The organism is Streptomyces sp. NPDC005648 (assembly GCF_040605395.1).
Classification (GTDB): domain Bacteria; phylum Actinomycetota; class Actinomycetes; order Streptomycetales; family Streptomycetaceae; genus Streptomyces.
Window position 1 is genome coordinate 48,469 of the sequence record NZ_JBEXCS010000010.1, and the last position, 25,113, is coordinate 73,581.

General features: G+C 68.3%; 19 protein-coding genes. 12 read left to right on the forward strand and 7 right to left on the reverse strand.

What is annotated here, in order from left to right; genetic code table 11:
• Nucleotides 1-5: 5 nt before the first annotated feature.
• The 4 genes from ABZT17_RS08250 to ABZT17_RS08265 all read left to right on the forward strand — a co-directional run bounded on the left by ABZT17_RS08250 (nt 6) and on the right by ABZT17_RS08265 (nt 5,729).
• On the forward strand, nt 6-962 hold the full coding sequence (locus tag ABZT17_RS08250) for a sugar ABC transporter permease (RefSeq protein WP_356345246.1): 957 nt from the start codon (nt 6-8) through the stop codon (nt 960-962).
• Nucleotides 959-1,819: a carbohydrate ABC transporter permease gene (locus tag ABZT17_RS08255; protein WP_356345249.1), complete on the forward strand. Its 861-nt coding sequence runs from the start codon at nt 959-961 to the stop codon at nt 1,817-1,819. Before ABZT17_RS08250 ends, ABZT17_RS08255 begins: the two co-directional genes overlap by 4 nt.
• A gap of 30 nt (nt 1,820-1,849) precedes the next feature.
• Entirely contained in the window at nt 1,850-3,445 is a 1,596-nt protein-coding gene (locus ABZT17_RS08260; RefSeq protein ID WP_356345252.1) for an alpha-amylase family glycosyl hydrolase, read from the forward strand.
• 139 nt (nt 3,446-3,584) lie between these two features.
• A complete protein-coding gene (locus ABZT17_RS08265) occupies nt 3,585-5,729 on the forward strand; it encodes a discoidin domain-containing protein (RefSeq protein WP_356345255.1) in 2,145 nt (714 codons plus the stop codon).
• On the opposite strand, the gene ABZT17_RS08270 is transcribed toward ABZT17_RS08265, so the two are convergent.
• The 7 genes from ABZT17_RS08270 to ABZT17_RS08300 form a co-directional block, all read right to left on the reverse strand.
• Entirely contained in the window at nt 5,698-6,516 is an 819-nt protein-coding gene (locus ABZT17_RS08270; RefSeq protein ID WP_356345257.1) for an ABC transporter ATP-binding protein, read from the reverse strand. The two genes, ABZT17_RS08265 and ABZT17_RS08270, sit on opposite strands and share 32 nt — an antisense overlap.
• 20 nt (nt 6,517-6,536) lie before the next feature.
• The gene (locus ABZT17_RS08275) at nt 6,537-7,316 is read right to left on the reverse strand and encodes an ABC transporter permease (RefSeq protein WP_356345260.1); all 780 of its coding nucleotides are present in this window, start codon (nt 7,314-7,316) and stop codon (nt 6,537-6,539) included.
• On the reverse strand, nt 7,313-8,086 hold the full coding sequence (locus ABZT17_RS08280) for an ABC transporter permease subunit (RefSeq protein ID WP_356345263.1): 774 nt from the start codon (nt 8,084-8,086) through the stop codon (nt 7,313-7,315). Before ABZT17_RS08280 ends, ABZT17_RS08275 begins: the two co-directional genes overlap by 4 nt.
• On the reverse strand, nt 8,083-9,051 hold the full coding sequence (locus tag ABZT17_RS08285) for an ABC transporter substrate-binding protein (protein WP_356345265.1): 969 nt from the start codon (nt 9,049-9,051) through the stop codon (nt 8,083-8,085). Before ABZT17_RS08285 ends, ABZT17_RS08280 begins: the two co-directional genes overlap by 4 nt.
• Before the next feature lie 173 nt (nt 9,052-9,224).
• Nucleotides 9,225-10,160, reverse strand: coding sequence for a PDR/VanB family oxidoreductase (locus ABZT17_RS08290; RefSeq protein ID WP_356345268.1), 936 nt, complete (start codon nt 10,158-10,160; stop codon nt 9,225-9,227).
• Nucleotides 10,157-10,342: a hypothetical protein gene (locus ABZT17_RS08295; RefSeq protein WP_356345270.1), complete on the reverse strand. Its 186-nt coding sequence runs from the start codon at nt 10,340-10,342 to the stop codon at nt 10,157-10,159. Before ABZT17_RS08295 ends, ABZT17_RS08290 begins: the two co-directional genes overlap by 4 nt.
• A complete protein-coding gene (locus tag ABZT17_RS08300; protein ID WP_356345273.1) occupies nt 10,339-11,412 on the reverse strand; it encodes an aromatic ring-hydroxylating dioxygenase subunit alpha in 1,074 nt (357 codons plus the stop codon). The genes ABZT17_RS08295 and ABZT17_RS08300 overlap by 4 nt, the downstream gene beginning before the upstream one ends.
• A 1,384-nt stretch (nt 11,413-12,796) precedes the next feature.
• Between ABZT17_RS08300 and ABZT17_RS08305 the strand changes: the two genes are divergently transcribed.
• The 8 genes from ABZT17_RS08305 to ABZT17_RS08340 all read left to right on the forward strand — a co-directional run bounded on the left by ABZT17_RS08305 (nt 12,797) and on the right by ABZT17_RS08340 (nt 24,939).
• Nucleotides 12,797-14,158, forward strand: coding sequence for a mycothione reductase (locus tag ABZT17_RS08305; protein WP_356345275.1), 1,362 nt, complete (start codon nt 12,797-12,799; stop codon nt 14,156-14,158).
• A 491-nt stretch (nt 14,159-14,649) separates the two neighbouring features.
• A complete protein-coding gene (locus ABZT17_RS08310) occupies nt 14,650-16,128 on the forward strand; it encodes a M1 family metallopeptidase (RefSeq protein ID WP_356345278.1) in 1,479 nt (492 codons plus the stop codon).
• Nucleotides 16,129-16,423: 295 nt separating this feature from the next.
• Complete coding sequence (locus ABZT17_RS08315; protein WP_356345280.1) at nt 16,424-17,827, forward strand: RICIN domain-containing protein; 1,404 nt, start codon at nt 16,424-16,426, stop codon at nt 17,825-17,827.
• Between the two features lie 472 nt (nt 17,828-18,299).
• Entirely contained in the window at nt 18,300-19,544 is a 1,245-nt protein-coding gene (locus ABZT17_RS08320) for an MFS transporter (RefSeq protein WP_356345283.1), read from the forward strand.
• 65 nt (nt 19,545-19,609) lie between these two features.
• Nucleotides 19,610-20,404: a M15 family metallopeptidase gene (locus tag ABZT17_RS08325; protein WP_356345285.1), complete on the forward strand. Its 795-nt coding sequence runs from the start codon at nt 19,610-19,612 to the stop codon at nt 20,402-20,404.
• Nucleotides 20,405-20,583: 179 nt separating this feature from the next.
• Nucleotides 20,584-21,738 carry a D-alanine--D-alanine ligase family protein gene (locus ABZT17_RS08330; protein ID WP_356345287.1) on the forward strand — a complete coding sequence of 385 codons (1,155 nt, stop codon included), beginning with the start codon at nt 20,584-20,586 and terminating at the stop codon, nt 21,736-21,738.
• Nucleotides 21,739-22,127: 389 nt separating this feature from the next.
• A complete protein-coding gene (locus tag ABZT17_RS08335) occupies nt 22,128-23,000 on the forward strand; it encodes a LysR family transcriptional regulator (protein ID WP_356345290.1) in 873 nt (290 codons plus the stop codon).
• Between the two features lie 433 nt (nt 23,001-23,433).
• Nucleotides 23,434-24,939, forward strand: coding sequence for a GMC family oxidoreductase N-terminal domain-containing protein (locus ABZT17_RS08340; RefSeq protein WP_356345293.1), 1,506 nt, complete (start codon nt 23,434-23,436; stop codon nt 24,937-24,939).
• Nucleotides 24,940-25,113: the final 174 nt, after the last annotated feature.

Genomic DNA, 25,113 nt, shown 5'->3' on the forward strand with positions numbered 1-25,113 from the left:
CGGCCATGACGAAGACGGCCGAGCGGCAGCGGACCAGCACGACCGCCGCCCCCACGGTCCCGGCGCCGTCCCCGGCAGGGGACCGGGGACGGCGCCGCCTCGCCGACCAGGCCCGCGCCTACGCCTTCCTCCTCGGCGGCCTGATCTGCTTCGCCCTGTTCTCCTGGTACCCGGCGATCCGCGCCGTCGTGATCGCCTTCCAGAAGTACACGCCGGGCTCCTCGCCGCAGTGGGTCGGCACCGCCAACTTCACCCGCGTCTGGCACGACCCCGAGTTCTCCGCGGCCTGGCGCAACACCCTGACCTTCACGCTCCTCGCCCTGCTGATCGGCTTCGCGATCCCCTTCGTGATGGCCCTCGTCCTCAACGAACTCCGGCACGCCAAGGCGTTCTTCAGGATCGTGGTCTACCTCCCGGTGATGATCCCGCCCGTGGTCAGCGCCCTGCTGTGGAAGTGGTTCTACGACCCCGGGGCGGGCCTCGCCAACGAGGCGCTGCGCTTCCTGCACCTGCCCACCTCGAACTGGTCCAACGGCGCCGACACCGCGCTCGTCTCCCTGGTCCTCGTCGCCACCTGGGCCAACATGGGCGGCACCGTCCTGATCTACCTCGCCGCCCTTCAGTCCATCCCCGGCGAGTTGTACGAGGCGGCCGAGCTGGACGGAGCCAACCTGCTGCAGCGCGTAAGGCATGTGACGATCCCTCAGACACGCTTCGTGATCCTGATGCTGATGCTCCTTCAGATCATCGCCACCATGCAGGTCTTCACCGAACCGTTCGTGATCACGGGCGGCGGCCCCGAGAACGCCACCGTCACCGTGCTCTACCTGATCTACAAGTACGCCTTCCTCTACAACGACTTCGGCGGTGCCTGCGCCCTCAGCGTCATGCTCCTGCTGCTGCTCGGCGCCTTCTCCGCCGTCTATCTGCGCCTGACCCGCTCCGGGGAGGAGGACGCGTGAGCACCCGGACCCTGATCTCCCCGGCGACCCTGGCCCGCCCCCGCGGCAAGGCCCTGTACTGGACCGTCTTCACCGCCGTCGTCCTGCTCTTCGCCCTCGCCTTCCTCTTCCCCGTGTACTGGATGGTGACCGGCGCGATGAAGTCGCCGGACGAGATCGCGCGGACCCCGCCGACCCTCGTCCCCGAACACTGGCACCTCGGCGGCTACACGGACGCCTGGGAGCTGATGCAGCTCCCGCAGCATCTGTGGAACACGGTCGTCCAGGCGGCCGGCGCCTGGGTCTGCCAGCTGGTGTTGTGCACCGCTGCCGCCTACGCCCTCTCCCGGCTCCGGCCCGCCTTCGGCAGGCTGATCCTCGGCGGCATCCTCGCCACCCTCATGGTCCCGGCGCAGGCCCTGGTCGTACCGAAGTACCTCACCGTGGCGGACCTGGGACTGCTCAACAAACCCGTCGCCATCTGGCTGCCGGCCGTCGCCAACGCCTTCAACCTCTATCTGCTCAAGCGGTTCTTCGACCAGCTCCCGCGCGATGTGCTGGAGGCCGCAGAGATGGACGGCGCCGGAAAGCTGCGCACGCTCTGGTCGATCGTGCTGCCCATGTCCCGGCCGGTGCTGGGGGTGGTCTCGATCTTCGCCCTCGTCGCCGTCTGGCAGGACTTCCTCTGGCCGCTGATGGTCTTCTCCGACACCGACAAGCAGCCCATCAGCGTCGCTCTCGTCCAGCTGTCGCAGAACATCCAGCTCACCGTGCTCATCGCCGCGATGGTCATCGCGAGCCTCCCGATGGTCGCGCTCTTCCTGGTCTTCCAGCGGCACATCATCGCCGGGATCAGCGCGGGCGGCACCAAGGGCTGACGCCCTCCCTCCGACAGAAAGGCACGCACTGTGGGACCGTCCCGCCATGCCCAGAAGGAGTGGTGGCGCTCCGCCGTCATCTACCAGGTCTACGTCCGCAGCTTCGCCGACGGCGACGGCGACGGCACCGGCGACCTCGCGGGCGTCCGTGCCAGGCTGCCGTATCTCGCCGAACTCGGTGTGGACGCCCTGTGGTTCAACCCCTGGTACCTGTCGCCGATGAAGGACGGCGGCTACGACGTCGCCGACTACCGCGCCGTCGACCCGGCCTTCGGCACCCTCGCCGAGGCCGAGAAACTGATCGCCGAGGCCCGCGAGCTCGGCATCCGCACCATCGTCGACATCGTGCCCAACCACGTCTCCGACCAGCACCCGTGGTTCCGGGCCGCGCTCGCCGCCGGACCCGGCAGCCCCGAACGCGAGCTGTTCCACTTCCGGCGCGGACGCGGCGCGCACGGCGAACTGCCGCCCAACGACTGGCCGTCGCAGTTCGCCGGCTCCACCGAACCGGTGTGGAGGCGCCTGCCCGACGGCGACTGGTACCTCCACCTGTTCACACCCGAGCAGCCCGACCTCAACTGGGCCCACCCGGCCGTCCGTCAGGAGCACGAGGACATCCTGCGCTTCTGGTTCGAGCGGGGTGTCGCGGGCGTCCGCATCGACTCCGCCGCCCTGCTCGCCAAGGACCCGGCCCTCCCCGACCTCGCCGACGCCCCCGACCCCCATCCCTTCGTCGACCGCGACGAGCTCCACGACATCTACCGCTCCTGGCGGGCGGTCGCCGACGAGTACGACGGCATGTTCGTCGGCGAGGTGTGGCTTCCGGACGCCGAACGCTTCGCCCGCTACCTCCGCCCCGACGAACTGCACACGGCCTTCAACTTCAGCTTCCTGTCCTGCCCTTGGGACGCGCAACGGCTGCGCACGTCCATCGACACGACCCTCGCCGAGCACGCTCCCGTCGGCGCCCCCGCCACCTGGGTCCTGTGCAACCACGACGTCACCCGCACGGTCACCCGGTACGGCCGCGCGGACACCGGCTTCGACTTCGCCACGAAGGCCTTCGGCACTCCGACCGACCTCGCCCTCGGCACCCGGCGCGCCCGCGCGGCGGCCCTGCTCTCGCTCGCCCTCCCCGGCTCCGTCTACCTCTACCAGGGCGAGGAACTGGGCCTGCCCGAGGCCGACATCCCCCCTGAGCGTGTCGAGGACCCGATGTACTTCCGCTCCGGCGGCACGGACCCGGGACGCGACGGGTGCCGGGTGCCACTGCCGTGGGCGGCCGAGGCGCCGTACGCAGGATTCGGCGGGGAGCCCTGGCTGCCGCAGCCCGCCGGCTGGCCCGAGTACGCGGCCGACCGCCAGGCAGCCGACCCCGCCTCGATGCTGAGTCTGTACCGGGCCGCGATCGCACTCCGGTCGGCATTCGGCGAGGGCCCGCTCACCTGGCTGCCCTCACCCGAGGGTGTCCTCGCCTTCGCCCGTGCGGAGGGCGCCGTGTGCGTCGTGAACCTCGCCGACGACAGCGCCGACCTCCCGTCCCACACCGAACTCCTGCTGAGCAGCGGCCCGTTGGATGCGGACGGCCGACTGCCCACCGACACGGCGGTCTGGCTGCGCGGCTGAAACTGCACACCGCTGTCCCCGAACCCCGCTGTCCCCGAACCCAGCTGTCCCTGCCCCCCAGCTGTCCCCGTACCTCGCTGTCCCCGTACCCCCACCCCGAAGGGATCGGCACATGTCCAGGTCCAGTTCTGTCAGGCGCATGCCAGCAATCGGGGCGGTCGTCGCCCTCGCGGCCGGCGCGCTCGTCACCCTCGCTCCGGCCGCCCACGCCGCCGCCGGCGCCACCCTGCCCTTCACCTCCGTCGAGGCCGAGTCCGCGACGACCACCGGCTCGAGGATCGGCCCCGACTACACCCAGGGCACCCTCGCCTCGGAGGCCTCCGGACGGCAGGCCGTACGTCTCGCCTCCGGCCAGCGCGTCGAGTTCACCGTGCCGCGCGCGGCCAATGCCGTGAACCTCGCCTACAGCGTGCCCGACGGCCAGTCCGGCTCGCTCGACGTGTACGTCAACGGCACCAGACTCGCCAGGACGCTCCCGGTGACCTCCAAGTACTCCTACATCGACACGGGCTGGATCCCGGGCGCCAAGACACACCACTTCTTCGACGACGCCCGCATGTTGCTCGGCCAGAACCTCCAGCCGGGCGACACGGTCGCCTTCCAGTCGACCGGCACCCAAGTCACCGTGGACGTCGCCGACTTCGAGCAGGTCGGTGTCGCCGCCACCCAGCCCGCCGGCTCGGTCTCGGTCACCTCCAAGGGCGCCGACCCCAGCGGCACCGGCGACTCCACCCAGGCCTTCCGGGACGCGATCGCCGCCGCCCAGGGGGGAGTGGTCTGGATCCCGCCGGGCGACTACAGGCTGACGTCCTCGCTCAGCGGCGTCCAGAACGTCACCCTGCAAGGGGCCGGCAGCTGGTACTCCGTGGTCCACACCTCCCGTTTCATCGACCAGTCCAACTCCTCCGGCAACGTCCGCATCAAGGACTTCGCGGTCATCGGCGAGGTCACCGAGCGCGTCGACTCCAACCCGGACAACTTCGTCAACGGCTCGTTGGGGCCCAACAGTTCGGTCTCCGGGATGTGGATCCAGCACCTGAAGGTCGGCCTGTGGCTGACGGGCAACAACGACAACCTCGTCATCGAGAACAGCCGCATCCTCGACACCACCGCCGACGGCATCAACCTCAACGGCACCGCGAGGGGCGTGCGTGTCCGGAACAACTTCCTGCGCGACCAGGGCGACGACGCGCTCGCCATGTGGTCGCTGTACTCGCCCGACACCGACTCCAGCTTCGAGAACAACACCGTCTCGCAGCCCAACCTCGCCAACGGCATCGCGATCTACGGCGGCACCGACATCGCCGTCAGGAACAACCTGGTCTCCGACACCAACGCCCTCGGCAGCGGCATCGCGATCTCCAACCAGAAGTTCCTCGACCCCTTCTCCCCGCTCGCCGGCACGATCACGGTCGACGGCAACACCCTCGTCCGGACCGGCGCGATGAATCCCAACTGGAACCACCCCATGGGCGCGTTGCGCGTCGACTCCTACGACAGCGCCGTCAACGCCACCGTGAACATCACCAACACCACCGTCACCGACAGCCCTTACAGCGCCTTCGAGTTCGTGTCGGGCGGCGGACAGGGCTACCCGGTCAGGAACGTCACCGTGGACGGCGCGACCGTACGGGGCACCGGTACGGTCGTCGTCCAGGCGGAGGCCCAGGGCGCGGCCACCCTCCGCAACGTCACGGCGACGGGCGTCGGCGCCGCGGGAATCTACAACTGCCCCTACCCGGCGAACTCCGGCACCTTCGCCCTCACCGACGGCGGCGGCAACTCCGGCTGGAGCAGCACCTGGGCGGACTGCTCGACCTGGCCGCAGCCCGGTCAGGGCAACCCCGACCCCGACCCGAACCGCAACCTGACCAAGGGCCGTCCGGCCACCGCGACCGGCTCGCAGGACGTCTACACACCCGGCAAGGCGGTCGACGGTGACGCCGGCAGCTACTGGGAGTCGACCAACAACGCCTTCCCGCAGTCCTGGACGGTCGACCTGGGCTCCTCCTACGCGGTTCGCCGGCTGGTGCTGAAGCTGCCGCCGTCCTCCGCCTGGGGCGCCCGCACCCAGACCGTCACCGTGCTGGGCAGCACCGACGGTTCGGCCTATTCGACCGTCCTCGGCGCCACCGGCTACCGTTTCGATCCGGCGACCGGCAACACCGCCACCGTCTCCCTGCCCACGGGCACCGGCCTGCGCTATCTGCGCCTGTCCGTCAGCGCCAACACCGGCTGGCCCGCAGGGCAGTTCAGCGAGGTGGAGGCGTATCTGACTTCGTGACCCCGTCCTCGGGGACCCCGCGTTTCGCCGCCTGGATCTGCCGGTACACATGCGTGCGCAGCTCGGCGAAGCGCGGGTCCACGCGGGTGTGCAACTGGTCGCGTTCGGCGGGCAGATCGATGGTGAGCTGTTCCTGTACGACGGTGGGGGAGGCGGACAGGACGACGACCCGTTCGCCGAGGTACACGGCCTCGTCGATGTCGTGGGTGACGAACAGGATCGTCATTGCGCGCTCACGCCACAGCCGTCGTACCAGGTCCTCCAGATCGGCGCGGGTCTGGGCGTCGACCGCCGCGAACGGCTCGTCCATCAGGAGCACTTGAGGTTCGTAGGCCAGTGCGCGGGCGATGGCGACGCGCTGCTGCATCCCGCCGGACAGCTGCCACGGGTATGCCCCGGCCGCGTCCGACAGACCCACCGACTCCAGCGCGCCGGCGACCAGCTCCCTGCGCCGCTGTTTGCTCAAGTCCTTCTGTTTCAGCGGGAGTTCGACGTTTTCGCCGACCCGCATCCACGGGAACAGGCTCCGCCCGTACTCCTGGAACACGAAGGCCATGCCCGGCGGCGGTCCGCTCACCTGCTTGCCGGAGAGCGTGACACGGCCCGCGGTCGGTGTGAGCAGTCCGCCCACGCACTTCAGCAGGGTGGTCTTGCCGCAGCCCGACGGGCCCACGAGACAGACGAGTTCGCCCGCCTCCACGGTGAAGGTGAGGTCCCGTACCGCCTCGACGCGGCGGCCGGAACCCTCGTAGACCTTCCGCAGGCCGGATACGTCGAGCGCGTGCATGGACCGCCCTTTCACGATGTTCACGGGGACCGCCGGGTGGACGCGCGCAGGCCGTGGTACCAGGCGAGAACCCGTCGTTCGACCAGCTGGAAGACGACGGAGAGCAGGAAGCCGAGCAGGCCGAGGACGAGGATGCCGGTCCACATGTCGGGGATCGCGAAGCTCCGTTGGAACTGAACGATGGTGAAGCCGATGCCGCCGCTCGCCGCGAACATCTCGCTGATGACCATCAGGATGATGCCGATGGAGAGCGCCTGGCGCAGACCGGCGAAGATCTGTGGGCTCGCCGAGCGCAGGACCAGCTTCCGCAGTCGGGCGACGCCCGTGATGCCGTAGGAGCGGGCGGTCTCCAGCATGACCGGGTCGACCGCGCGTACGCCTTCGACGGTGTTGAGCAGGACCGGCCAGACGCAGCCGCTCGCGATCACGACGATCTTCATGGTGTCGCCGATGCCCGCGAACAGCATGATGACGGGGACGAGGACGGGCGGCGGGATCGCGCGCAGGAACTCCAGGACGGGCTCGCAGACCGCCCGCACCCGCCGGTAGGAGCCGATGACCGTGCCGAGCGCGATGCCGGCGACCGCCGCGAGCGCGTAGCCGGCCGCCAGGCGCCAGACGCTCGGGAGGACGTCCGTACGCAGCCGGTCGCCCGTCCAGACGTCCGGGAACGTCTTCAGGATCGTGCGCAGGGGCGGCCAGAAGGGGTTGGTGCTGCCGTCCGACGCGGCCCACCACACCGCGACGAGCACCAGCGGCAGGGCGAGCGCGAAGAACACCCGCGGCAGCAGACGCCTCACACCGCCACCTCCCCGCGCACCGACTGGTGCCAGGCCAGCGCCCGTCGCTCCACCGTACGGGCGCCCACGTTGACGATCAGTCCCAGCAGCCCGGCGACCACGATCAGCGCGTACAGGTCGGGCACCGCCTGCGAGGTCTGTGCGACGGCGATGCGCTGCCCCAACCCCGGTGCGCCGATGACGAGTTCGGTGGTGATGGCGAGGATCAGCGCCACCGCCGCGGCGAGCCGGACGCCCGTCATGACGTACGGCAGCGCGGTCGGCCACAGCACATGACGGACCCGCGCCCAGGTGCCGAGACCGTACGAGCGTGCCGTCTCCTCGGCGACCGGGTCGACGTCCTGGACGCCGTACAGCGTCTGGATCAGGACCTGCCAGAAGGAGGCGTAGACGACGAGCAGCAGTACCGACCTCAGCTGGGTGCCGTACAGCAGCACCGCGAGGGGGATCAGGGCGACCGAGGGGATCGGCCGCAGGAACTCGATCGTCGAGGCAGTGGCCTCGCGCAGATACGGCACGATCGAGACGAGCACGCCGACGGCGACACCGGCGCCGACCGCGATGGCGAGGCCGATCGCCCAGCCGGTGAGGGTGTCACCGAGCGCCGACCAGAACGCGCCGTCCTTCAGCTCGCCCCACAGGGCCGAGGCGATACGGCTGATGGGCGGGAAGTAGGCCTCCTTGACCAGGCCGAGCCGCGGCACCGCCTCGCCGAGGGCGAGGAAGGCCGCGAGCCCGGCCGCGCCGAGCGCGGTGTTCAGCCCCCTCACGGCAGCAGGGTGTCGAGGTCGGGTGCCTTCTTGAAGAAACCGAACTCCTGGCCGAGCTTCGCCTGGGTCTCGATCGAGGCCCGGTTCGCGTCGGCAGGCCACTTGGGGAGGGTCACCTGGGACAGCACCGGTGCGGGGACCTTGGTGTACGAGGAGACGATCTGCCGCACCTCGTCCGGGTGGGCGTCCGCGTAGGCGAGGGACTGAGCGGTGGCCGTCTGGAACCCCTTCACCACCGCGGGGTTCTGCTGCGCGTACCGCGCCGACGTGAAGTACATGGCGACGGTGAGGCCGGGCGCCACGTCCACCAGCGGAGAGGCGATCTCCTGTCCGCCCTGGTCCTTGATGGTGGTGAGCGCCGGCTCCACGGCCATCGCGGCGTCGACCTCTCCCTTGTCCAGCGCGGCCGGCATCTGGTCGAAGGGGATCTCCACCATCTTCACCTTGTCCGGGTCCCCGCCCGCCTTCGTCACCGACTCCCGGACCGACAACTCCACGACGTTCTTGAGGGTGTTGACGGCGACCTTCTTGCCCTCCAGGCCCTTCGCCGACTTCAGGGAGCTGCCCTTTCTCACCAGCAGGGCCCCGAAGTCCTTGCCCTGCACGCCGGTCGAGGCGACCCCGTTCGAAATCGCCTTCAGGGCAACGCCGTTGGACTGGGCGAGCATCAGGGAGAACACATTGGAGAAGCCGAACTGGTACTGCCCGGAAGCCACCGCCGGCACGATCGCGGCGCCGCCCGACGCGAGGGTCGGCGACAGCTTCAGGCCCTGCTTCCGGTAGAAGCCCCGCTTCTCGCCGAGGTAGAGCGGCGCCACGTCGACGATCGGGATGAGCCCCACCCTGACCGTGGTGACGCCTGCGGACGACGTGCTCCCGCCGGCCGAACTCCCGCTCGACGAGCCACAGGCCGTCGCGACGAGCAGCAGGGCGCCGGCAGCGAGCCCCGCGGACAGACGACGCATGACTCCTCCTGTACAGACAACGTGCAACGGTGTTCCGACAGGTCGTGCGCAGAGCGCACAGTAGTGCGCGTGTGTGCTCAGCGTGAAGGTAGAGCCGTCCGAAGAATCCGGTCAATGGGTTCGCTGACAACATTGTTGACACTTTTGGGGGCGGCGATGTCCCGTCCCCGGGATCACAGGTCCAGCACGAGCCGCTTCCCCAGACAGCGGGAGACACAGATCATCATCGTCTCCCCGCTCTCCCGCTCCTCGGCGGTGAGCACGGAGTCCCGGTGGTCCGGGGTGCCCTCCAGCACATCGGTCTCACAGGTGCCGCAGGTGCCCTCGGTGCAGGAGAACAGCACCTCGACACCGGCGCCGCGCACGGCGTCGAGCACCGAGACGTCCGGGGCGACGGTGACGGTACGGCCGCTCTGCGCCAGCTCGACCTCGAACTCCGCGTTCTCGCCGCCCTGACGGGCCTTCGGCGTGAACCGTTCGACCCTCAGCCGCTCGCCCGGGCAGCGCTCCTCGACGGCGTCCAGCAGCGGCCCGGGACCGCAGCAGTAGACGAGGGCGCCCTCGGGCAGGTCGTCCAGCACGGAGGCGAGGTCCAGCAGTCCCGTCTCGTCCTGCGGGCAGACGGTCACCCGGTCCCCGTAGCGCCCCAACTCGTCGGTGAAGGCGATGGAGTCGCGCGTCCTGCCGCCGTACAGCAGGGTCCACTCGGCGCCCGCCGCCTCCGCCGCGGCGAGCATCGGCAGGATCGGCGTGATCCCGATCCCGCCCGCGATGAACCGGTAGCGGGGCGCGCTCTCCAGCCGGAAGTGGTTGCGCGGCCCGCGCACCCGCACCTTGTCGCCCTGCCCCAACTGCTCGTGCACATGGGCGGATCCGCCCCGTCCGTCCGGCTCCCGCAGCACCGCGATCCGCCACCCGGAGCGGTCCGCCGGGTCCCCGCACAGCGAGTACTGGCGCTCCAGTCCGGGCCCCAGCACCACATCGACATGGGCGCCCGGCTCCCACGGGGGCAGGTCCTCGCCGAGCGGATGGCGCAGGGTGAGGGCGAGCACGCCGTCGGCCGCGAACTCCCTGCGGTCAACGACGAGTTCGGCTTCGTACACGGTCATGAGCTGTTTCCTTGAGACTGGTGTCCTCGCGGCTGGTGTCCTTCGGGGTGGGCGAGCATCCACTCCCACATCTCCACCGGATCCTGGGCGGAGTGCTCGGCCCCGCAGTGGCAGGTGCCGTGCAGGACATCGGTGCCCGGCAGCCAGTCGATGCGGTAGATCTCGCCGGTGGGGCTGCTCACAGGACCTTCTCCACCGGCTTGTCGCCCTCCTCGACCAGCCGGGCGAGGATACGGCGCGCCGCCAGGCCACCGGTGTCGATGTTGATGCTGAGCTCCTGGTACCCGGTCCGCTCGGTGCCGAGGGTGCGCTGCAGCAGATTGAGCGCGTCGACGTCCTGCATCACCACGGTGTGGTTGTTGCCCCGCAGGAACTCGGTCACCTCGTCGTCCTCGACGGCCCAGTCACGGGAGACCATCCAGAAGTCGTACACGTGACCGTCGCCGGACGGAGTGATCGCGTACGTGATCTCGGTGTGGAAGGCGTTGGGGTCGGTGCCGTCGGCCTCCGGCAGTACACCCACCGGGGCGATCCGGCTGTGCAGCAGGTACAGGCACGGGGCGTGGTACTCGATGTCCTGCCAGCGGGTGATCCGGCCCGCGATGCCGGTGGACTTGGCGTAGAACGGCGGGCACTCGGCGTCGTCCATGTGCCGGCTGACCCGGACTATGCCCGCGCCCTCGTCGACCTCGGTGGTGATCGGCGTCTCGGCGACCTCCGGGGTGCCGATGTAGCCGCCGTGCAGATAGGTCTCGTGGGAGAGGTCGAGGAGGTTGTCGACGAGCAGGCCGTAGTCGGCGTCGATCGGTTCCATACCGCGGACGGTGACCCAGCCGGGGGAGTCGAGGTGCCTGGCCCGGGGAATGGTGCCGGCGTCGGCGAGCGCCGGGTCGCCGATCCACACCCACACCAGGGAGTCCTGCTCGACCACGGGGTAGGAGGCGACCCGGGCGGTGCGGGGTACGCGCTTCTGCCCCGGCACATACACGCACGTACCGCTCGTGTCATAGGTGAACCCGTGGTACCCGCACACGAGTTTGTCGCCGTCGAGCCGGCTGGGCTTCTCATGGAGCGGGAACCGGCGGTGCACACAGCGGTCGGCCAGCGCGACCGGGGTGCCGTCCTCCTCGGTCCGGTAGAAGACGAGGGGCTCGCCGAGGATCGTACGGCCGAGAAGCTCCTCGCGGCCGACCTCGTGGCTGTACGCGGCGACGTACCACTGGTTCCTGGCGAAAGCGGTGATGTGCGGCATGGCAGTTCCCGTCCCTGTCGGCGGGGCGCCCTCGCCCCGCGTGCCGTGGTTGAAATCAGGGTCGTGAGACTTGCCCACGCTCGGCAAGGAGGCTTCTGCCAGACGGAAGTACTTCTGTAAAGAGGCTGGTCAGAGCCTTGTTCTGCCACCCCCCAGACGCCAGAGTCGAGTGCCGCGTGGTACGGCCACTCGGTTTCAAGCTCGGGGAGCCGGAGACGGCGACGGCGACGGCGAGTACGACGACTCACAACCTGGCGTTAATCGCCCAACAATATCCACTTAGCCCTCGGGGCGAATCCGGGTCGAATCCGCGCCCTTTTCGGTTGTCGAGCGTGTTGCCGCTGGTCAGGCTGGTGTGAGGCCGCGTGCTGGCTCGCCTGCGGCTCTGGGTGGCGCGGCGAGCAGTCGGGCCGATGAGCCGCTGAAGAGGCACTGAGTGGCGGTGGTCGGCTGCCAGGGGGCGGGGGCTGACCAGCGGATTCCTCGCTGTTGGGGGCGGTCGCCTTCGTGATCATGTCCTGCGGAAATGTCTTGAGGCGGGATGGCTGATGCGTGACGGCCCGGATTGGTGGTTCTTGGCCGAGACCGACCTCGCGAGCGTTTCAGGGACCGTCCGGGAGCCGCGCGGTGGGCAGGGCATGTGGCAGTGGCCCCGCCGTGTTGCGTGGTAGCTGTCGCTGGCTCTCGCAACGTCCGGTGCACCCCGGAACTGCCCGTTCCGTGGGGCGGACATCAGCACAGCCGGGTCGGTTCGCCGTCGCCTACGTCGACCTGGAAATTTTGGTACCTCAACGAGCTCATGGACGTCCGCGAGGGCCATTGCGTGGTGCTCAAGTAAGTACAGCCCGGAAGCCCGCTTCAACGGGGCGACCCTCGCTTGGGGCACCGTAAAGGAGGCCGAGCAGGGTTGGTCGACGGAAATGGGCCCCTGGACCTGACTCTCCGTTCCGGTGAGATCGCGGTTTCCTCGAGATCCTCGACCCCGGCGTCGGTCTGAGATCTTGGAAGTGGTCTACAGGGCGCGCTTGCCCAGCGGCTGCGCGTTCTGGCCGAGGGGGGTGCACTAGCCATAGCGGAGTCCGCTCGGGGCTGCCCACCCGGACGCGACACGGACTGATTGTGGCCGCCACGCCCCACGTGCCGCGCCCGGATAGGTGTCGGATACCGAACGCAGCCCTTCTCCATCTCGAACAGAACCCGGCGAACATGGAACCGCCCATGCCGGGCCGGCATCACGGACGGGGAAATCGGCATTGGCGGTGCCGGAAGCCGCGGGTCCACCATGGAATGGTCGGTGAACGGCATTGGGTCTGCGGCGCCGCTCCGGGACCGTCGTTGCCGACCGCGACGGCAGCGGGGCTCGCGGTCGGGAAGTTGGGAAGAGATGAAACACTACGACCTCGTCGTGCTCGGGGCGGGCAGCGGAAACATGCTGCTCGGCCCAGAGACGGCGCATCTGCGGACGGCCATCGTGGAGCCCGCCCGGTTCGGGGGGACCTGCCTGAACCGCGGGTGCATCCCGTCGAAGATGTTCGTCGTGGCCGCCGATGCGGCGACCGCGGCCAGGTCGGCGAAGCGGTTGGGCGTACACGCCACAGTCGATCACGTCGACTGGAAGGCCATCCGTGACCGGGTGTTCGGCCGGATCGACCCGCTCCACGACAGCGCGGTCGCCTACCGCCGCCTGGCGACGGATGTCTACACCGAACCGGCGCGCTTCGTCTCGGCGAAGGTGGTGGAGGTCGGATCGCAAAGGATCAGCTCCGAAGCGTTCGTCGTCGCGGTAGGGGCACGTCCGGTGGTGCCGGCGATCCCGGGTCTCGAGGACGTCCCCTTCCATACCTCCGATACGATCATGCGGATCGACGAAGTCCCCGAGTCCCTGGTGATCGTCGGAGGCGGGTTCATTGCGGCCGAACTGGGTTACGTCTTCGGCGCGTTGGGATCGAGGGTCACGATCGTGCAGCGGGGGCCGCGGCTGCTGCCGCAAGAGGATGAGCAGGTGTCGGCCCGGTTCACCGAAATCGCCGCTGAGCGTCACCGGCTCCTGCTGAACACCGAGGTCGTGTCCGTCGAGGCCCGGGGGCAGGGCGTCGCGGTCCACGTCGCCGGAACCGCTGGGCGCGACCGGCGTGAGACGGTCCAAGCAGCCGCGTTGCTCATCGCTGTGGGGCGCCGGCCCAACACCGACCGCCTCGACGCCGCGGCCGCCGGGCTGGAACTTGACGAGCACGGCCACATCGTGACCGACGACGCCTACCGGACTTCGGTGCCAGGCATCTGGTCGCTCGGCGATGCCACGAACCACTTCCAGCTCAAGCACATGGCCAACGCCGAAGTACGCGTGGTGCGTCACAACCTCCTGTACCCCGACGACATCCGCACGCTTGCCCCCCGCCTGGTTCCGCACGCGGTCTTCTCCAACCCCCAGGTGGCCAGCGTCGGCCTGACCGAACGACAGGCGCGGGAACGCGGAATCGACTGCCTGATCGGTGTGCGTGACTACGCCGACACCGCTTATGGATGGGCACTGGAGGACACCACAGGCTTCGTCAAGGTGCTGGCGGATCCAAGCGACCGGACGCTGATCGGTGCGCACATCATCGGCCCGCAGGCCGCGACACTGATCCAGCCCTTGATCCAGGCGATGACGCTGGGCCTGACCGTGGACCAGATCGCCCGTGAGGTCCTCTACATCCATCCCGCTCTCACCGAAGTGGTCGAACAAGCGCTGCTGGCGCTGTGACGGGCAGCCCACCGTGACCGAGTGATACGGACGCCCCGCCGCAGGGGCGGTCAGTGCACGGAGTTGGCAGCGGCGACGATGGCGCGGTCGACTGCCCCCGGGCTGATCGCAGGAACGTCATGACCGGAGCGTGTGTAGCTGATGGGGGCGCCCACTCGCCTGGCCTCGAACTTCTGGGCAGCCGTTGGCACGGCGTGGTCCTCGGTCGAGATGACCCCCCGCTTCGGCGTCACGTCCGTCGCAGGGTGGGGTCGTATGTTCTGCGTGAACTGGGGCCGGTGCTCTCGCCGGACCTCGTCCCTGACGATGCGCGGCTGGCTCCCGAGCAGTGGTGTGGGCACTTCGACGGGTACGAACAGGCACGGTCGCGACGAGGTGGCCGCGATGCCGGCGGCGGGGTGACGACCATGTGACGACGGCGACTTCAGCATGCCGAATTCTGCTTTCACAGGGCTTGAACCCCTGCCTTTTCTCCGTGACTTGGAGCTTCAGTGCATTACAGAGTCATCGCGCCGGGCGCACTCGCCACCGTCTCCCTTCTACTGGCCGTCCCGGCATTCGCGGCGACCTACACACCTGGCGCTCAGGGCATCGGCGACCCCTACTACCCCGCCTACGGCAACGGTGGATATGACGTCTCCCACTACGACCTGCGGTTGAGGTACCAGCCCGTCACGGACGAGCTGGAGGGCACGGCCACTCTGCGGGCTCGTACCACCCAGGACCTCAGCCAGTTCGACCTGGACTTCCTACTGAACGTGAGCGAGGTGCGGGTCAACGGCGTCGAAGCCGCGTTCACGACCTCCGGTGAGCACGAGCTGGTGATCACTCCCAGGACCGGCCTGGCCAAGGGCACGGACATCACCGTCGTGGTGCGCTACCGCGGGATACCCTCGTCGAAGAAGGCGTACGGCTTCACCACCTGGCTGCACACCGCCGACGGCGCGGTCGCGGCCAACGAGCCGGAGTCGGCGTGGTGGTGGTTCCCCAGCAACGACCATCCCCTGGACAAGGCAACCTACGACGTGTCGGTGCGAGTGCCGGAAGGCACCCAGGCCATCTCCAACGGCAGGCTCCGGTCGACGCGTTCCCGGGGCGGCTGGACGACCTATCACTGGCGGTCGGACAAGCCGCAGGCCACCTACCTCGCCACGCTCGCGGTCGGAAAATTCGACATCACGACCGGCAAGAGCGAGAGCGGCATCCCCATCATCAACGCCTACAGCAAGAACCTCGGTGACAGGGACGCAGCGGCCCGGGCCAGCGTGGAGCGCACCGGGGAGATCGCCGACTGGCTGAGCGGGTACTTCGGACCGTATCCCTACAACGCGCTCGGCGGGTATGTGCCGGACGTGCCCACGGGGTTCGCGTTGGAGACCCAGACCCGGCCCTACTACAGCCCCCGGCAGTTCGCGAGCGGGCCCAACCCATCGGTGGTCGTGCACGAGTTGGCCCACCAGTGGTACGGGGACGATGTCTCCCTCAAGGGCTGGAAGGACATCTGGATCAGCGAGGGCTTCGCGCGCTACGCCCAGTGGCTGTGGTCCGAGCACGAGGGTCAGGGCACGACGCAGGAGCTCGCAGACAAGGTGTACGCCTCGCATCCGGCCGACGACGCGTTCTGGACGGTGGCGCCGGGTGATCCGGGGCCGGACAACCAGTTCGACATCGCCGTCTACGACCGCGGGGCGCTGGCGATCCAGGCACTGCGCAACGAGATCGGTGACGACGCGTTCTTCGCCGTGCTCAAGGGGTGGCCGCAGAAGCACACCTACGGCAACGCGTCGGTCGCGGACTTCCAGCAGTACGCCGAGAAGGTGTCCGGCAAGGACCTGGGCCCGCTGTTCGACACATGGCTCTTCGAGCCGGCCAAGCCGGCGGGGCGCGCCGCGGCCCGCATGTCCTCTCTCCCGGCTCAGCCCGAGTCCTGGAAGCAGATCGAGGCGACGAACGAGGTGCACAAGCACTGAACCGGCGCCACAGGGGCTGCCGGCCCGCATCCTCCGTCACCGGGTGAACGAACCCCGAACCGCCCCTCCCCGAACATGACGCGGAGCACCGTGATGCCGCGTTTTCCCCGTCACAAGCGCGCCCTTTTCCGCTGAGCGGCGGATCGCCGCGCTGGATCTCTCCATTTCTGAAGGCCCTGGTACGGGCGACGACGGTGTGTCGGCCTCGGCGACCGCCCGGGCCGCACCGGACACAACGGTCACGTCGTGGCCCGTACTCGGATACCGATCTATGCACAGTCAGATAGGACAAGTAGTGCGCATACACAAGCTGGGCGCTGCCCTGGTGGGGGTCGCCGCCGTGCTGGCGCTCACCACCGGGACACCTGCTTCCGAAGCCGCGGCTCCCGCCCGACCTGCTGGAGCAGCGACCCCCGCCCAGTCGGACTCCGACTCACCGGCGCCTGATGCCCAACACAGCGAGCGAGTGGTCCCCGGCACCACGGGCGCGGCGGCTCGAAAGCAACTGCCCGCCGAGGCCTCCCGGCGGTTCTACGAGCTCAACGCCTCCCGGCACCAGGGCTCCGTCGGAGTCTACGAAGACGCGCCGTCCGCCACGGATGCCACCACCGGCGCCCTGTCATCCTGGACGGGGAAGTACCACGCCTACTGGGGTGTCTTCCCCTCCGGCGGGACCATGCACGGCGCACAGGCCACCCACAGCGTGAATGTCTCGACCCCGGTCACCGGCGACGACACCGTCTATGCGCCAACCCTGGACCCGAGCAACGCCACCTGCATCGAGATGACCACCATCTACTCCGGGGGCACGGTCTGGGTCGGTGCGTGGGACTGGTGTGCGGCAAGCCCGGGCTGGGGGAAGTACGTGGTCGTCGACTCCGACTTCGTGGACACCTACACCAAGAAGGTGAACGGCCGGCCGTCGTACTCGGTCCAGGACATTCAGACCAACGCGACGACCAACGAATGGACCTCCTACCTCTACAACTACGACACACACGAATGGGAGACCTTCTTCAAGAGCGCGGACACCGGCAAACTGAGCAATACCGGCGGCGGCTGGGACATGATGGAGGTCTACACCCACTACGACCCCGCGACCGGCGAGGGCCAGTACTGTGCGGAGACCAAGGGCGCGGTGTACCAGACCACGGGACTCAAGTACCAGACCTCCTTCGGCGGAGGGTGGACGGCCGCCACGGAGGCCAACTCGACCGTGGCGACCACGGTGAAGTCGTCCGACCTCGGTTGCTCGGATCTGTCCTATGCGGTGCTGACGCCGAACAGTGGGTTCTCCCTGACCAATGAGAAGAACCCGACTGGCCCCATCAGCAACTCCGCCGGGATGTGTGTGGACAACCGCCTGGGGAACACCACGAACGGCAACCCGGTCCAGCTGTACTGGTGCAACGACACGAACTCGCAGCAGTGGACGCTGCAACTCAACGGCACGATCATGGTCGAGAGCAAGTGCATGGCTGTCAAGGGCGGGGGCACGGCCAACGGCACCCTCGTGGAGCTGTACGACTGCGACGGCTCCGGCGGCCAGAGCTGGCAGACGCGCGCCGATGGCACGATCTACAACCCGCAGTCCGGCAAGTGCCTTGACGGCACCGCCAATTACACCACCGCTCTCACCCAGCTCCAGATCACCAACTGCACCACCGCCGTCAACCAGCGGTGGAACATCCCCACCTGATCCCCACCGTGGGCGGCTTACCGAAGGCTTGCCCAGGCACCCGGTGAGCCGCCTCTCGGGAGAATCCCTGCGTCGGCGGCGAACGCGATAAGCAAGGCCTCGTTCAACCAGCGCGCTCGAGGGACCTAACACCTGCCGGGCCGAAGTGCCTCTTCGGCCCCTGTCGAGGTCCTGTTGGTGCCCGATGCGCCACGGCGGCCGTCGGCGTATCACCTGGTCCCCTACGGTGGTCCACGTCGGCCTCCCACCGGCCCCCGTCGGTGGGAGGCCGCGCTGATGCGGGTCAAGCCGCCGCGCAGCCGTCGGAGTCGTGGAAGCGCGGTCTGCTCGTGCGTACCACGCTCTGCGGGCGACCGTGCCCCGTCGCCAGGGCGATGACTCTGGAACGCGCCGACAGGCCAGGTGATGTGCGCCCCGCGGGCACCGCTCGCGTCTCCCACTCCTCCCTTCCCATACAGAGAGCCGAGCAACGATGCTCGAAGAGCTTCATGTCAGGCCCGAATCAAGGGTCAAACGGCCCGCTACCCGGGCCGGCGACGCGGTCACCCGTCGGATGCCGGCTGTCTTCTTGTCCACCGTGCTCACCACGTTCCTCGTCGCATCCAGCGCACCCACTCCGCTTTACCGCGTCTATCGGGAAAGCTGGCACCTGTCCTCCGGCGCCGTCACCGTGGTCTACGGTGTGTACTGCCTGAGCGTCCTGGTCGCACTCCTGACCGTCGGATCGCTCTCCGACCATGTCGGCCGGCGGCCGGTCATCGGCGCCGCTCTCGTCCTCGAAGCACTGTCCATGCTGCTTTTCCTGCAGGCCGGCGGAGTGACGTCGCTGATCCTCGCCCGGACGCTCCAGGGGCTGGCGACAGGTGCCGCGACGAGTGCACTGGGTGCTGCTCTGCTCGACGTGACCCGGCGGTGGGGCCCGCTCTTCGTCAGCATCGCCCCGCTCATCGGCATGGCGTTGGGGACGCTCGGCACGAGCCTGCTCATGGACCTGATCCCGGCTCACCTCAGCAGCGTGTACACGCTGCTGTTCAGCGCGATGGCCCTGCAGACGCTCGGCCTGGCTTTCTTACCGGAGTCGAGGTCGCCCAGGCCGGGAGCGTGGCCTTCGGTGCGACCCCGGATCCGCGCACCCGAATCGAGTCGCCGAGCCCTCCTCGTCACCGCACCCGTATTCGTGGCCGTGTGGGCCCTGGGCGGCTTCTATCTGTCCCTGGGCCCCGACCTGGTCCAGGGCATAACAGGATCGGGATCGGCGACCGCCGACGGACTGGTCGTGTCCCTGCTGACGGTCAGTGCGATCCCCGCCGTCCTGCTGACCCGGCGTGCCGACGCCGGCCGGACGGCATTGGGGGGTTCCCTGTTTCTGACGTCGGGAGTGGCCCTCACGCTGTTGGCCGCGCACCAGGATTCGCGCACAGCCCTGTACGTGGGGACCGCGGTGGCCGGTGCGGGTTTCGGCCCCGCGTTCCAGGGCGGTGTCCGTCTGGTGACAGCGAACGTACTCGCGACGGAAAGGGCGGGGCTGATGGCCGCCATCTACACCATCACCTATACGTCGATGTGCGTTCCGGTACTCGTCGCGGGTCTACTCGTGGGCGAATACGGCCTTCTGCACTGCACCCTCTTCTTCGGCCTTTTCGTCATGGCGCTCTCGCTGGCGCCGTTCGCGGGTCTGGGAAAATTCCCCGCCCATATATCAAGTAAAATTCTGTGAAAGACAGGTGACATTGTGTTCCTCGTCATGTTCAGTACGGGCTCGTGATAATCAATAACGCGCGAATGCGCGTCCCAGTGCTGCTGGCATTTCTGGCGGCCGTCCTTGTCACGGTGACGAGCGCCTCCGTCACCGCGCGGGCCGCCGACACGGACAGCAAGGCGCCCGCCAATTTCGTGGCGCTCCACGATGTGGCTCCCGCGATTCTGCAGGAAATGCGCTACAGCACGCCGCACAATTTCATCGGAACGCCGATAAACGGCTACGTCGAACCGCTGTGCATCGTCACCGCCCCGACCGCAAAGGCGCTTGCCAAGGCCGAGCGTTACTTCCTGGCCCAGGGCTACACGCTGAAGGTGTACGACTGCTACCGGCCGCAGCGCGCGGTGGACCAGTTCGTCGACTGGGCACAGGACCTGACCGACCTGAAGATGAAGGACGAGTTCTACCCGCAGGTGGACAAGGCCAACCTCTTCTCCGACGGGTACATCGCGGCGAAGTCGGGACACAGCCGTGGCAGCACGATCGACCTCACGCTCGTGAAGCTGCCGGCTCAGCCGACGCGTGCCTACGTGCCCGGGGAGAAGCTTGAGCCCTGCTACGCACCCCAGGCGCAGCGGTTCCCGGACAACTCGATCGACATGGGTACCGGATTCGACTGCTTCGACACGCTTGCGCACACGCTCGACCCGCGCATCGTGGGAGTTCAGCACAGCAACAGGCTGCTGCTCAAGAACGAGCTCGAGTCTGTCGGATTCGTGAATCTCGCCGAGGAATGGTGGCACTTCACCCTCGCCGCCGAGCCCTACCCGGACACCTACTTCAACTTCCCCGTCTCCCGTTCCTCGCTGACCAGCTGACCAGCTGACTGGACAACCGAGGACTTCTGTCCACCGGCGTGCGGCGTCGTCTTCCCGCCCGGAAGGCCGGCGCCGCACGCCTGCCGGCAGTGATATCGCCAACGTCCGGACCGAGCGCTCGAATTCTCATTCCATGCCCCGGTAATCTCCCGCGTCGCTCAGTGAAGGAAGCAGAAACCTTGACCGAACAATCCACCTCTCCTCCGTCCGGATCGCGCCGCAGACCGCTGGTGGTGGTCCTCTTCGGCGGCCGCAGCTCAGAGCACGGCATCTCCGTGGTGACCGCGGGGGCCGTCCTGAGGGCCATCGACCGGAAGAAATACGACGTCCTGCCTGTCGGCATCACCCACGACGGCCGCTGGGTCCTGACGGCGGACGATCCCGACCGTATGACGCTGGCCGACCGGCGGCAGCCCGCGGTCGAGCAGCTCACGGATTCGGACCGGGGCAACGTCGTCATCTCCATCGACCCGACCGACAGGACTGTCGTCCTCAGCGAACGCGGCACGGAGCCCAAGGTTCTCGGCGAAGCGGACGTGGTCTTCCCCGTACTGCACGGACCGTACGGCGAGGACGGCACTGTGCAGGGCCTGCTTGAACTGTCCGGCATCCCCTACGTCGGCGCCGGCGTTCTCGCCTCGGCGATCGGCCAGGACAAGGAGTACATGAAGAGGGTGTTCAGCTCGTTCGGCCTCGCGGTCGGGCCGTACCTGGTGATCAGACCCCGGGAGTGGCAGTTCGACCCGGCGGGCGTCCTGGCACGGATCAGCGGCTTCGCCAGCGGGTACGGCTGGCCGCTGTTCGTGAAACCCGCACGCGCCGGCTCCTCGATCGGTATCACGCGGGTGGACGGCCGGGAGGGGCTGGAGGCCGCGATCGAGGAGGCGCACCGGCACGACGCGAAGATCCTCGTGGAGGCCCTGGTGCGGGGCCGTGAAATCGAGTGCGGCGTGCTCGAGTTCCCCGACGGACCGCGGGCCAGTGTGCCGGCCGAGATCCCGGCGCCCACCGCACAGGCGTACTACGACTTCGAGGCGAAGTACCTCGAGTCCACCCCCGGGGTGGTGCCCGCAGCACTGACCGAGAGCCAGACCGGTGAGGTGCGACGACTGGCCGTCAAGGCGTTCGAGGCCACCTCCTGCGAGGGCCTGGTCCGCGCGGACTTCTTCCTCACCGAGGAGGGACAGTTCATGATCAACGAGATCAACACCATGCCCGGCTTCACCCCCGTCTCGATGTACCCGCAGATGTGGCAGGCCAGTGGCATCGGGTACGGGGACCTGGTGGATCGTCTGCTTCAGGCGGCGCTCCGGCGGAGCACCGGGCTCAGGTGATCCGCCTCATCGGTTCGCCGCGTTCTCCTGGCGATGTAGACCACGGCGACCCGGAAATCCGGGTGAGCAGATCGACTCTGGGTGCGACTGGGCCTTGAGTTTGAAGAGCAGCCGGTTCGCTGAATTCCTGGGGCATCTCCTTGTGGATACCCGAGAATAGACACGAATCCTTGAGTGGGTCGCGCTTGAACGCACTGCGAGCACCATGCGGGGGCCCTCCGTTGATCGTCGATCGGGGGCCGTTTTATGTCATTCCATCATGAGCACGGATGCCGGGTAACGCCAATGCCGATTCGCTAAGAAGTCATGCCGGTTGGGCATCACCGAAGTCCAAGGCGTTTCTGCGGACGGCAGTTCGACAGGAAAAGCAGCGTGGCTAACATGACGCCATGGATATCGACCTCCGGCGTCTCCGCTATTTCGTGACGGTTGCCGAAGAGCTCAGCTTTGTGCGTGGCGCCGAACGACTGAACATGACGCAGCCCGCAGTGAGTCGACAGATCCGCGCCCTTGAGGACGATCTCGGAGCATTGTTGCTCCAACGCGGTCCGCTGGGTACGGCGCTCACGCCGGCAGGTGGTCAGTTGCTGGAGGACGCACGGCCGCTGCTCGCGGCATCGCTGGCTCTGCAGCGGCGAGTCCGCCTTGCCAGCCGTGAGGGGCACCACTTCACCATCGGCTTCATGCCAGGGGTCATCGTCACACCGATCGTCAGGCAGTTCCGGGCGCTGGCACCGGAGGTCAATGTGCAAGTCCTGCACACGACGCCCACCGACCAGGTCGACTATCTGCTCGACGGCCGCGTCGACGTCTGCTTCGTCCGGCTGCCACTGCCGGTCGACACCTTCGAGATCGTTCCCCTGTTCCCCGAGCCGCGCGTTGCCGCTCTCTCCGACGAGCATCCGCTGGCGCAGGCGCAGATGATCGACATCGAGGAGCTGACGCCGTACCGCTTGCTGCAGGACTCCGATGACGTACCCGAGTGGCGCGGTACCGACGTCGACGCGACAGCGGTGCGCAACCGCCGGGAAGACGAGCGGCCGACCTCGATCGAGGAGAGCCTGGAGGCCGTCGCGTCCGGTACCGGGTTCATCGTGGTCCCGGCCGGCCTCGCCGACTTCTACCGGCGCCCCGACATCCGTTACGTCCAGCTGACCGGTGTCGCCCCGCGCATGGTGGCGCTGGCGTACGCCAAGAATCGGAAGATGCCGTCCGTCGACCAGTTCGCCAAGATCGTGATCGAGGCACTCGGTTCGGCATAGAGGTGCCGATGGGCGGCGGTCGGGCACACCCGATGCCGCGGAACTACGCCTTGCGCACCGTCACCGCCACGGCGGGGCGAGAGCGAGCAGAACAACTGTGTACTGACGTTATGCCCGATCGGCATGACGGTTCCCCCAATCGGCATTGGCGGGACGGGCCGTGGGCCCGCAATGCTCGGCGGAGAATGGAAATCGGCTTGACGGAAAAGGTTTTGACAGTGTGTCGTCGCGGCTTGCTCGTGCATGACGCCGCCACAGCTGTCCATGCACCCCTGACAGATGCCGTGACGCGCAGGAGCTGGAGCGCCCTCGGGCTGACCATCCGCCGGTCTGAGGACGAACCTCCAGGTACCGCCCAGTTCTCACGGACAGTCACCCACGCAGGGGCCCACCCCGCCTGGCCCCGCTTCCAGGCACCGGTAGGAGGGGAGAGATGACTGCCTACGACTATGTGGTCGTCGGTGGCGGTACGGCTGGCTGCGTCGTCGCGGCGCGCCTGTCCGAAGACGCGGCGGCGCAGGTGCTCCTCGTGGAGACCGGTTCCGCGATCGGGCCGCCGGCCATGCACCTGCCGGTCGGCTTCCCGCTCATCACGGCCAAGGAGATCATCTGGTCGCGTTGGACGACGCCCCAGCCCGGGACGCTGTCGCGCAGTCATCACTGGCCCGGTGGACGAGTCCTCGGAGGATCGAGTTCGATCAACGCGATGATGCACGTCCGCGCGCACCGAGCCGTCTACGACGGATGGGCGGACAGCGGCGCGAAGGGCTGGAGCTACCCCGAGCTGCTGCCGTACTTCCGCCGGTCGGAGACGGCAATGGGCCGCGACCCCGCCCTGCGCGGCGTCACCGGGCCGGTGTGGGCGGCGCCGACGACCCAGCTCGACAACGCGTCGCTGACCTTCCTCGAGGCACTCACCGAGGCCGGTCACGATCTCACCGGCGACATCAACGGTGAACGTCAGCACGGTGCATTCTGGTGCGATCTGGCGGGGGCAGGCGGCCGCAGACAGAGCGCCGCGGACGCCTATCTGGTCCCGGCGCTGCACCGGCCCAATCTGCACCTGGCAACCGAGGCGGCCGTCAGCCGCCTGCTGATCGAGCGCGGACGCTGCACCGGCGTGGAATACACGTCCTTTGGGATGGTGGAACGAGCCGAGGCGCGCGCCGAGGTCATAATGGCCGCCGGGACGGTGGGCTCCGCACACCTGCTGCTGCTCTCCGGAATCGGTCCCGCAGCACATCTGCGTGCTGTCGGCGTCCCGGTGCTGGCCGACCTCCCCGGCGTCGGGGCCAACCTCCACGATCACCTGCAGTGCCCCGTGGTCTATGCGGCGGAGCGGCAACTGACCACCAGCCATGGCTTCAGTACGGTCAGCGCCCTGGTGCACAGCGGCGCTGCAGCCCTTCCGGACGTCCAGCTGATGCTGCTCGACGCTCCGGCGGACGTCGCCGGGGTCGCGACACCCGAGTATGGACACACGGTCACCTTCGCTCACACGGCGCCCGCAAGCCGGGGGACGGTTCGGCTCCGAAGCTCGAACCCGCACCGGCTGCCGTTGATCGACCCGAACTACCTCGCCGACAGCGGTGATGTGTCCGCCATGCTGACGGCCCTCGGCATAGCGCGCGAACTCGGCCGAATGCCGGCCTGGCATCAGTGGGGGGCACGGGAGACCGCTCCGGGAAAGGGAGACGACCTCGGCACGTACGTCCGCAGGAACGCGGCGACCTTCCACAACCCGGTCGGTACCTGTCGGATCGGGATGGACGACCTCGCTGTCGTAGACCCGGACCTGAAGGTGCACGGCGTAGACGGTCTGCGTGTCGCGGACGCCTCGGTGATGCCGTCCATCCCCAACACCGGGGTCAACGCGACGGTCCTCGCCGTCGCCGAACGGGCTGCCGACACCATCCGACGCGATGCGAAACGGCCCTGAGTACCCGTTGGAAGTCCCAGACCATGGCCGCGTGGCGGCTCTGAATGCGAAGGCACGGTCATAGTGAAGTTCTTGTGGCGGATGGTGGATGAAACGCTCGTCGGAGCAGTGATCCATGCACTCATCTGCCGGCTGCCTCGCGGTACTCCTCGTACGGGCGTCATCGGCGCGAAC

Bases quoted from the DNA above. Each gene is read 5' to 3' on its own strand.
- ABZT17_RS08270 (WP_356345257.1), bottom strand. From the start codon at position 6,516: ATGCACGCGCTCGACGTATCCGGCCTGCGGAAGGTCTACGAGGGTTCC.
- ABZT17_RS08305 (WP_356345275.1), top strand. From the start codon at position 12,797: ATGAAACACTACGACCTCGTCGTGCTCGGGGCGGGCAGCGGAAACATG.
- ABZT17_RS08335 (WP_356345290.1), top strand. From the start codon at position 22,128: ATGGATATCGACCTCCGGCGTCTCCGCTATTTCGTGACGGTTGCCGAA.
- ABZT17_RS08265 (WP_356345255.1), top strand. From the start codon at position 3,585: ATGCCAGCAATCGGGGCGGTCGTCGCCCTCGCGGCCGGCGCGCTCGTC.
- ABZT17_RS08250 (WP_356345246.1), top strand. From the start codon at position 6: ATGACGAAGACGGCCGAGCGGCAGCGGACCAGCACGACCGCCGCCCCC.
- ABZT17_RS08325 (WP_356345285.1), top strand. From the start codon at position 19,610: ATGCGCGTCCCAGTGCTGCTGGCATTTCTGGCGGCCGTCCTTGTCACG.
- ABZT17_RS08290 (WP_356345268.1), bottom strand. From the start codon at position 10,160: ATGACCGTGTACGAAGCCGAACTCGTCGTTGACCGCAGGGAGTTCGCG.
- ABZT17_RS08300 (WP_356345273.1), bottom strand. From the start codon at position 11,412: ATGCCGCACATCACCGCTTTCGCCAGGAACCAGTGGTACGTCGCCGCG.
- ABZT17_RS08340 (WP_356345293.1), top strand. From the start codon at position 23,434: ATGACTGCCTACGACTATGTGGTCGTCGGTGGCGGTACGGCTGGCTGC.
- ABZT17_RS08285 (WP_356345265.1), bottom strand. From the start codon at position 9,051: ATGCGTCGTCTGTCCGCGGGGCTCGCTGCCGGCGCCCTGCTGCTCGTC.
- ABZT17_RS08320 (WP_356345283.1), top strand. From the start codon at position 18,300: ATGCTCGAAGAGCTTCATGTCAGGCCCGAATCAAGGGTCAAACGGCCC.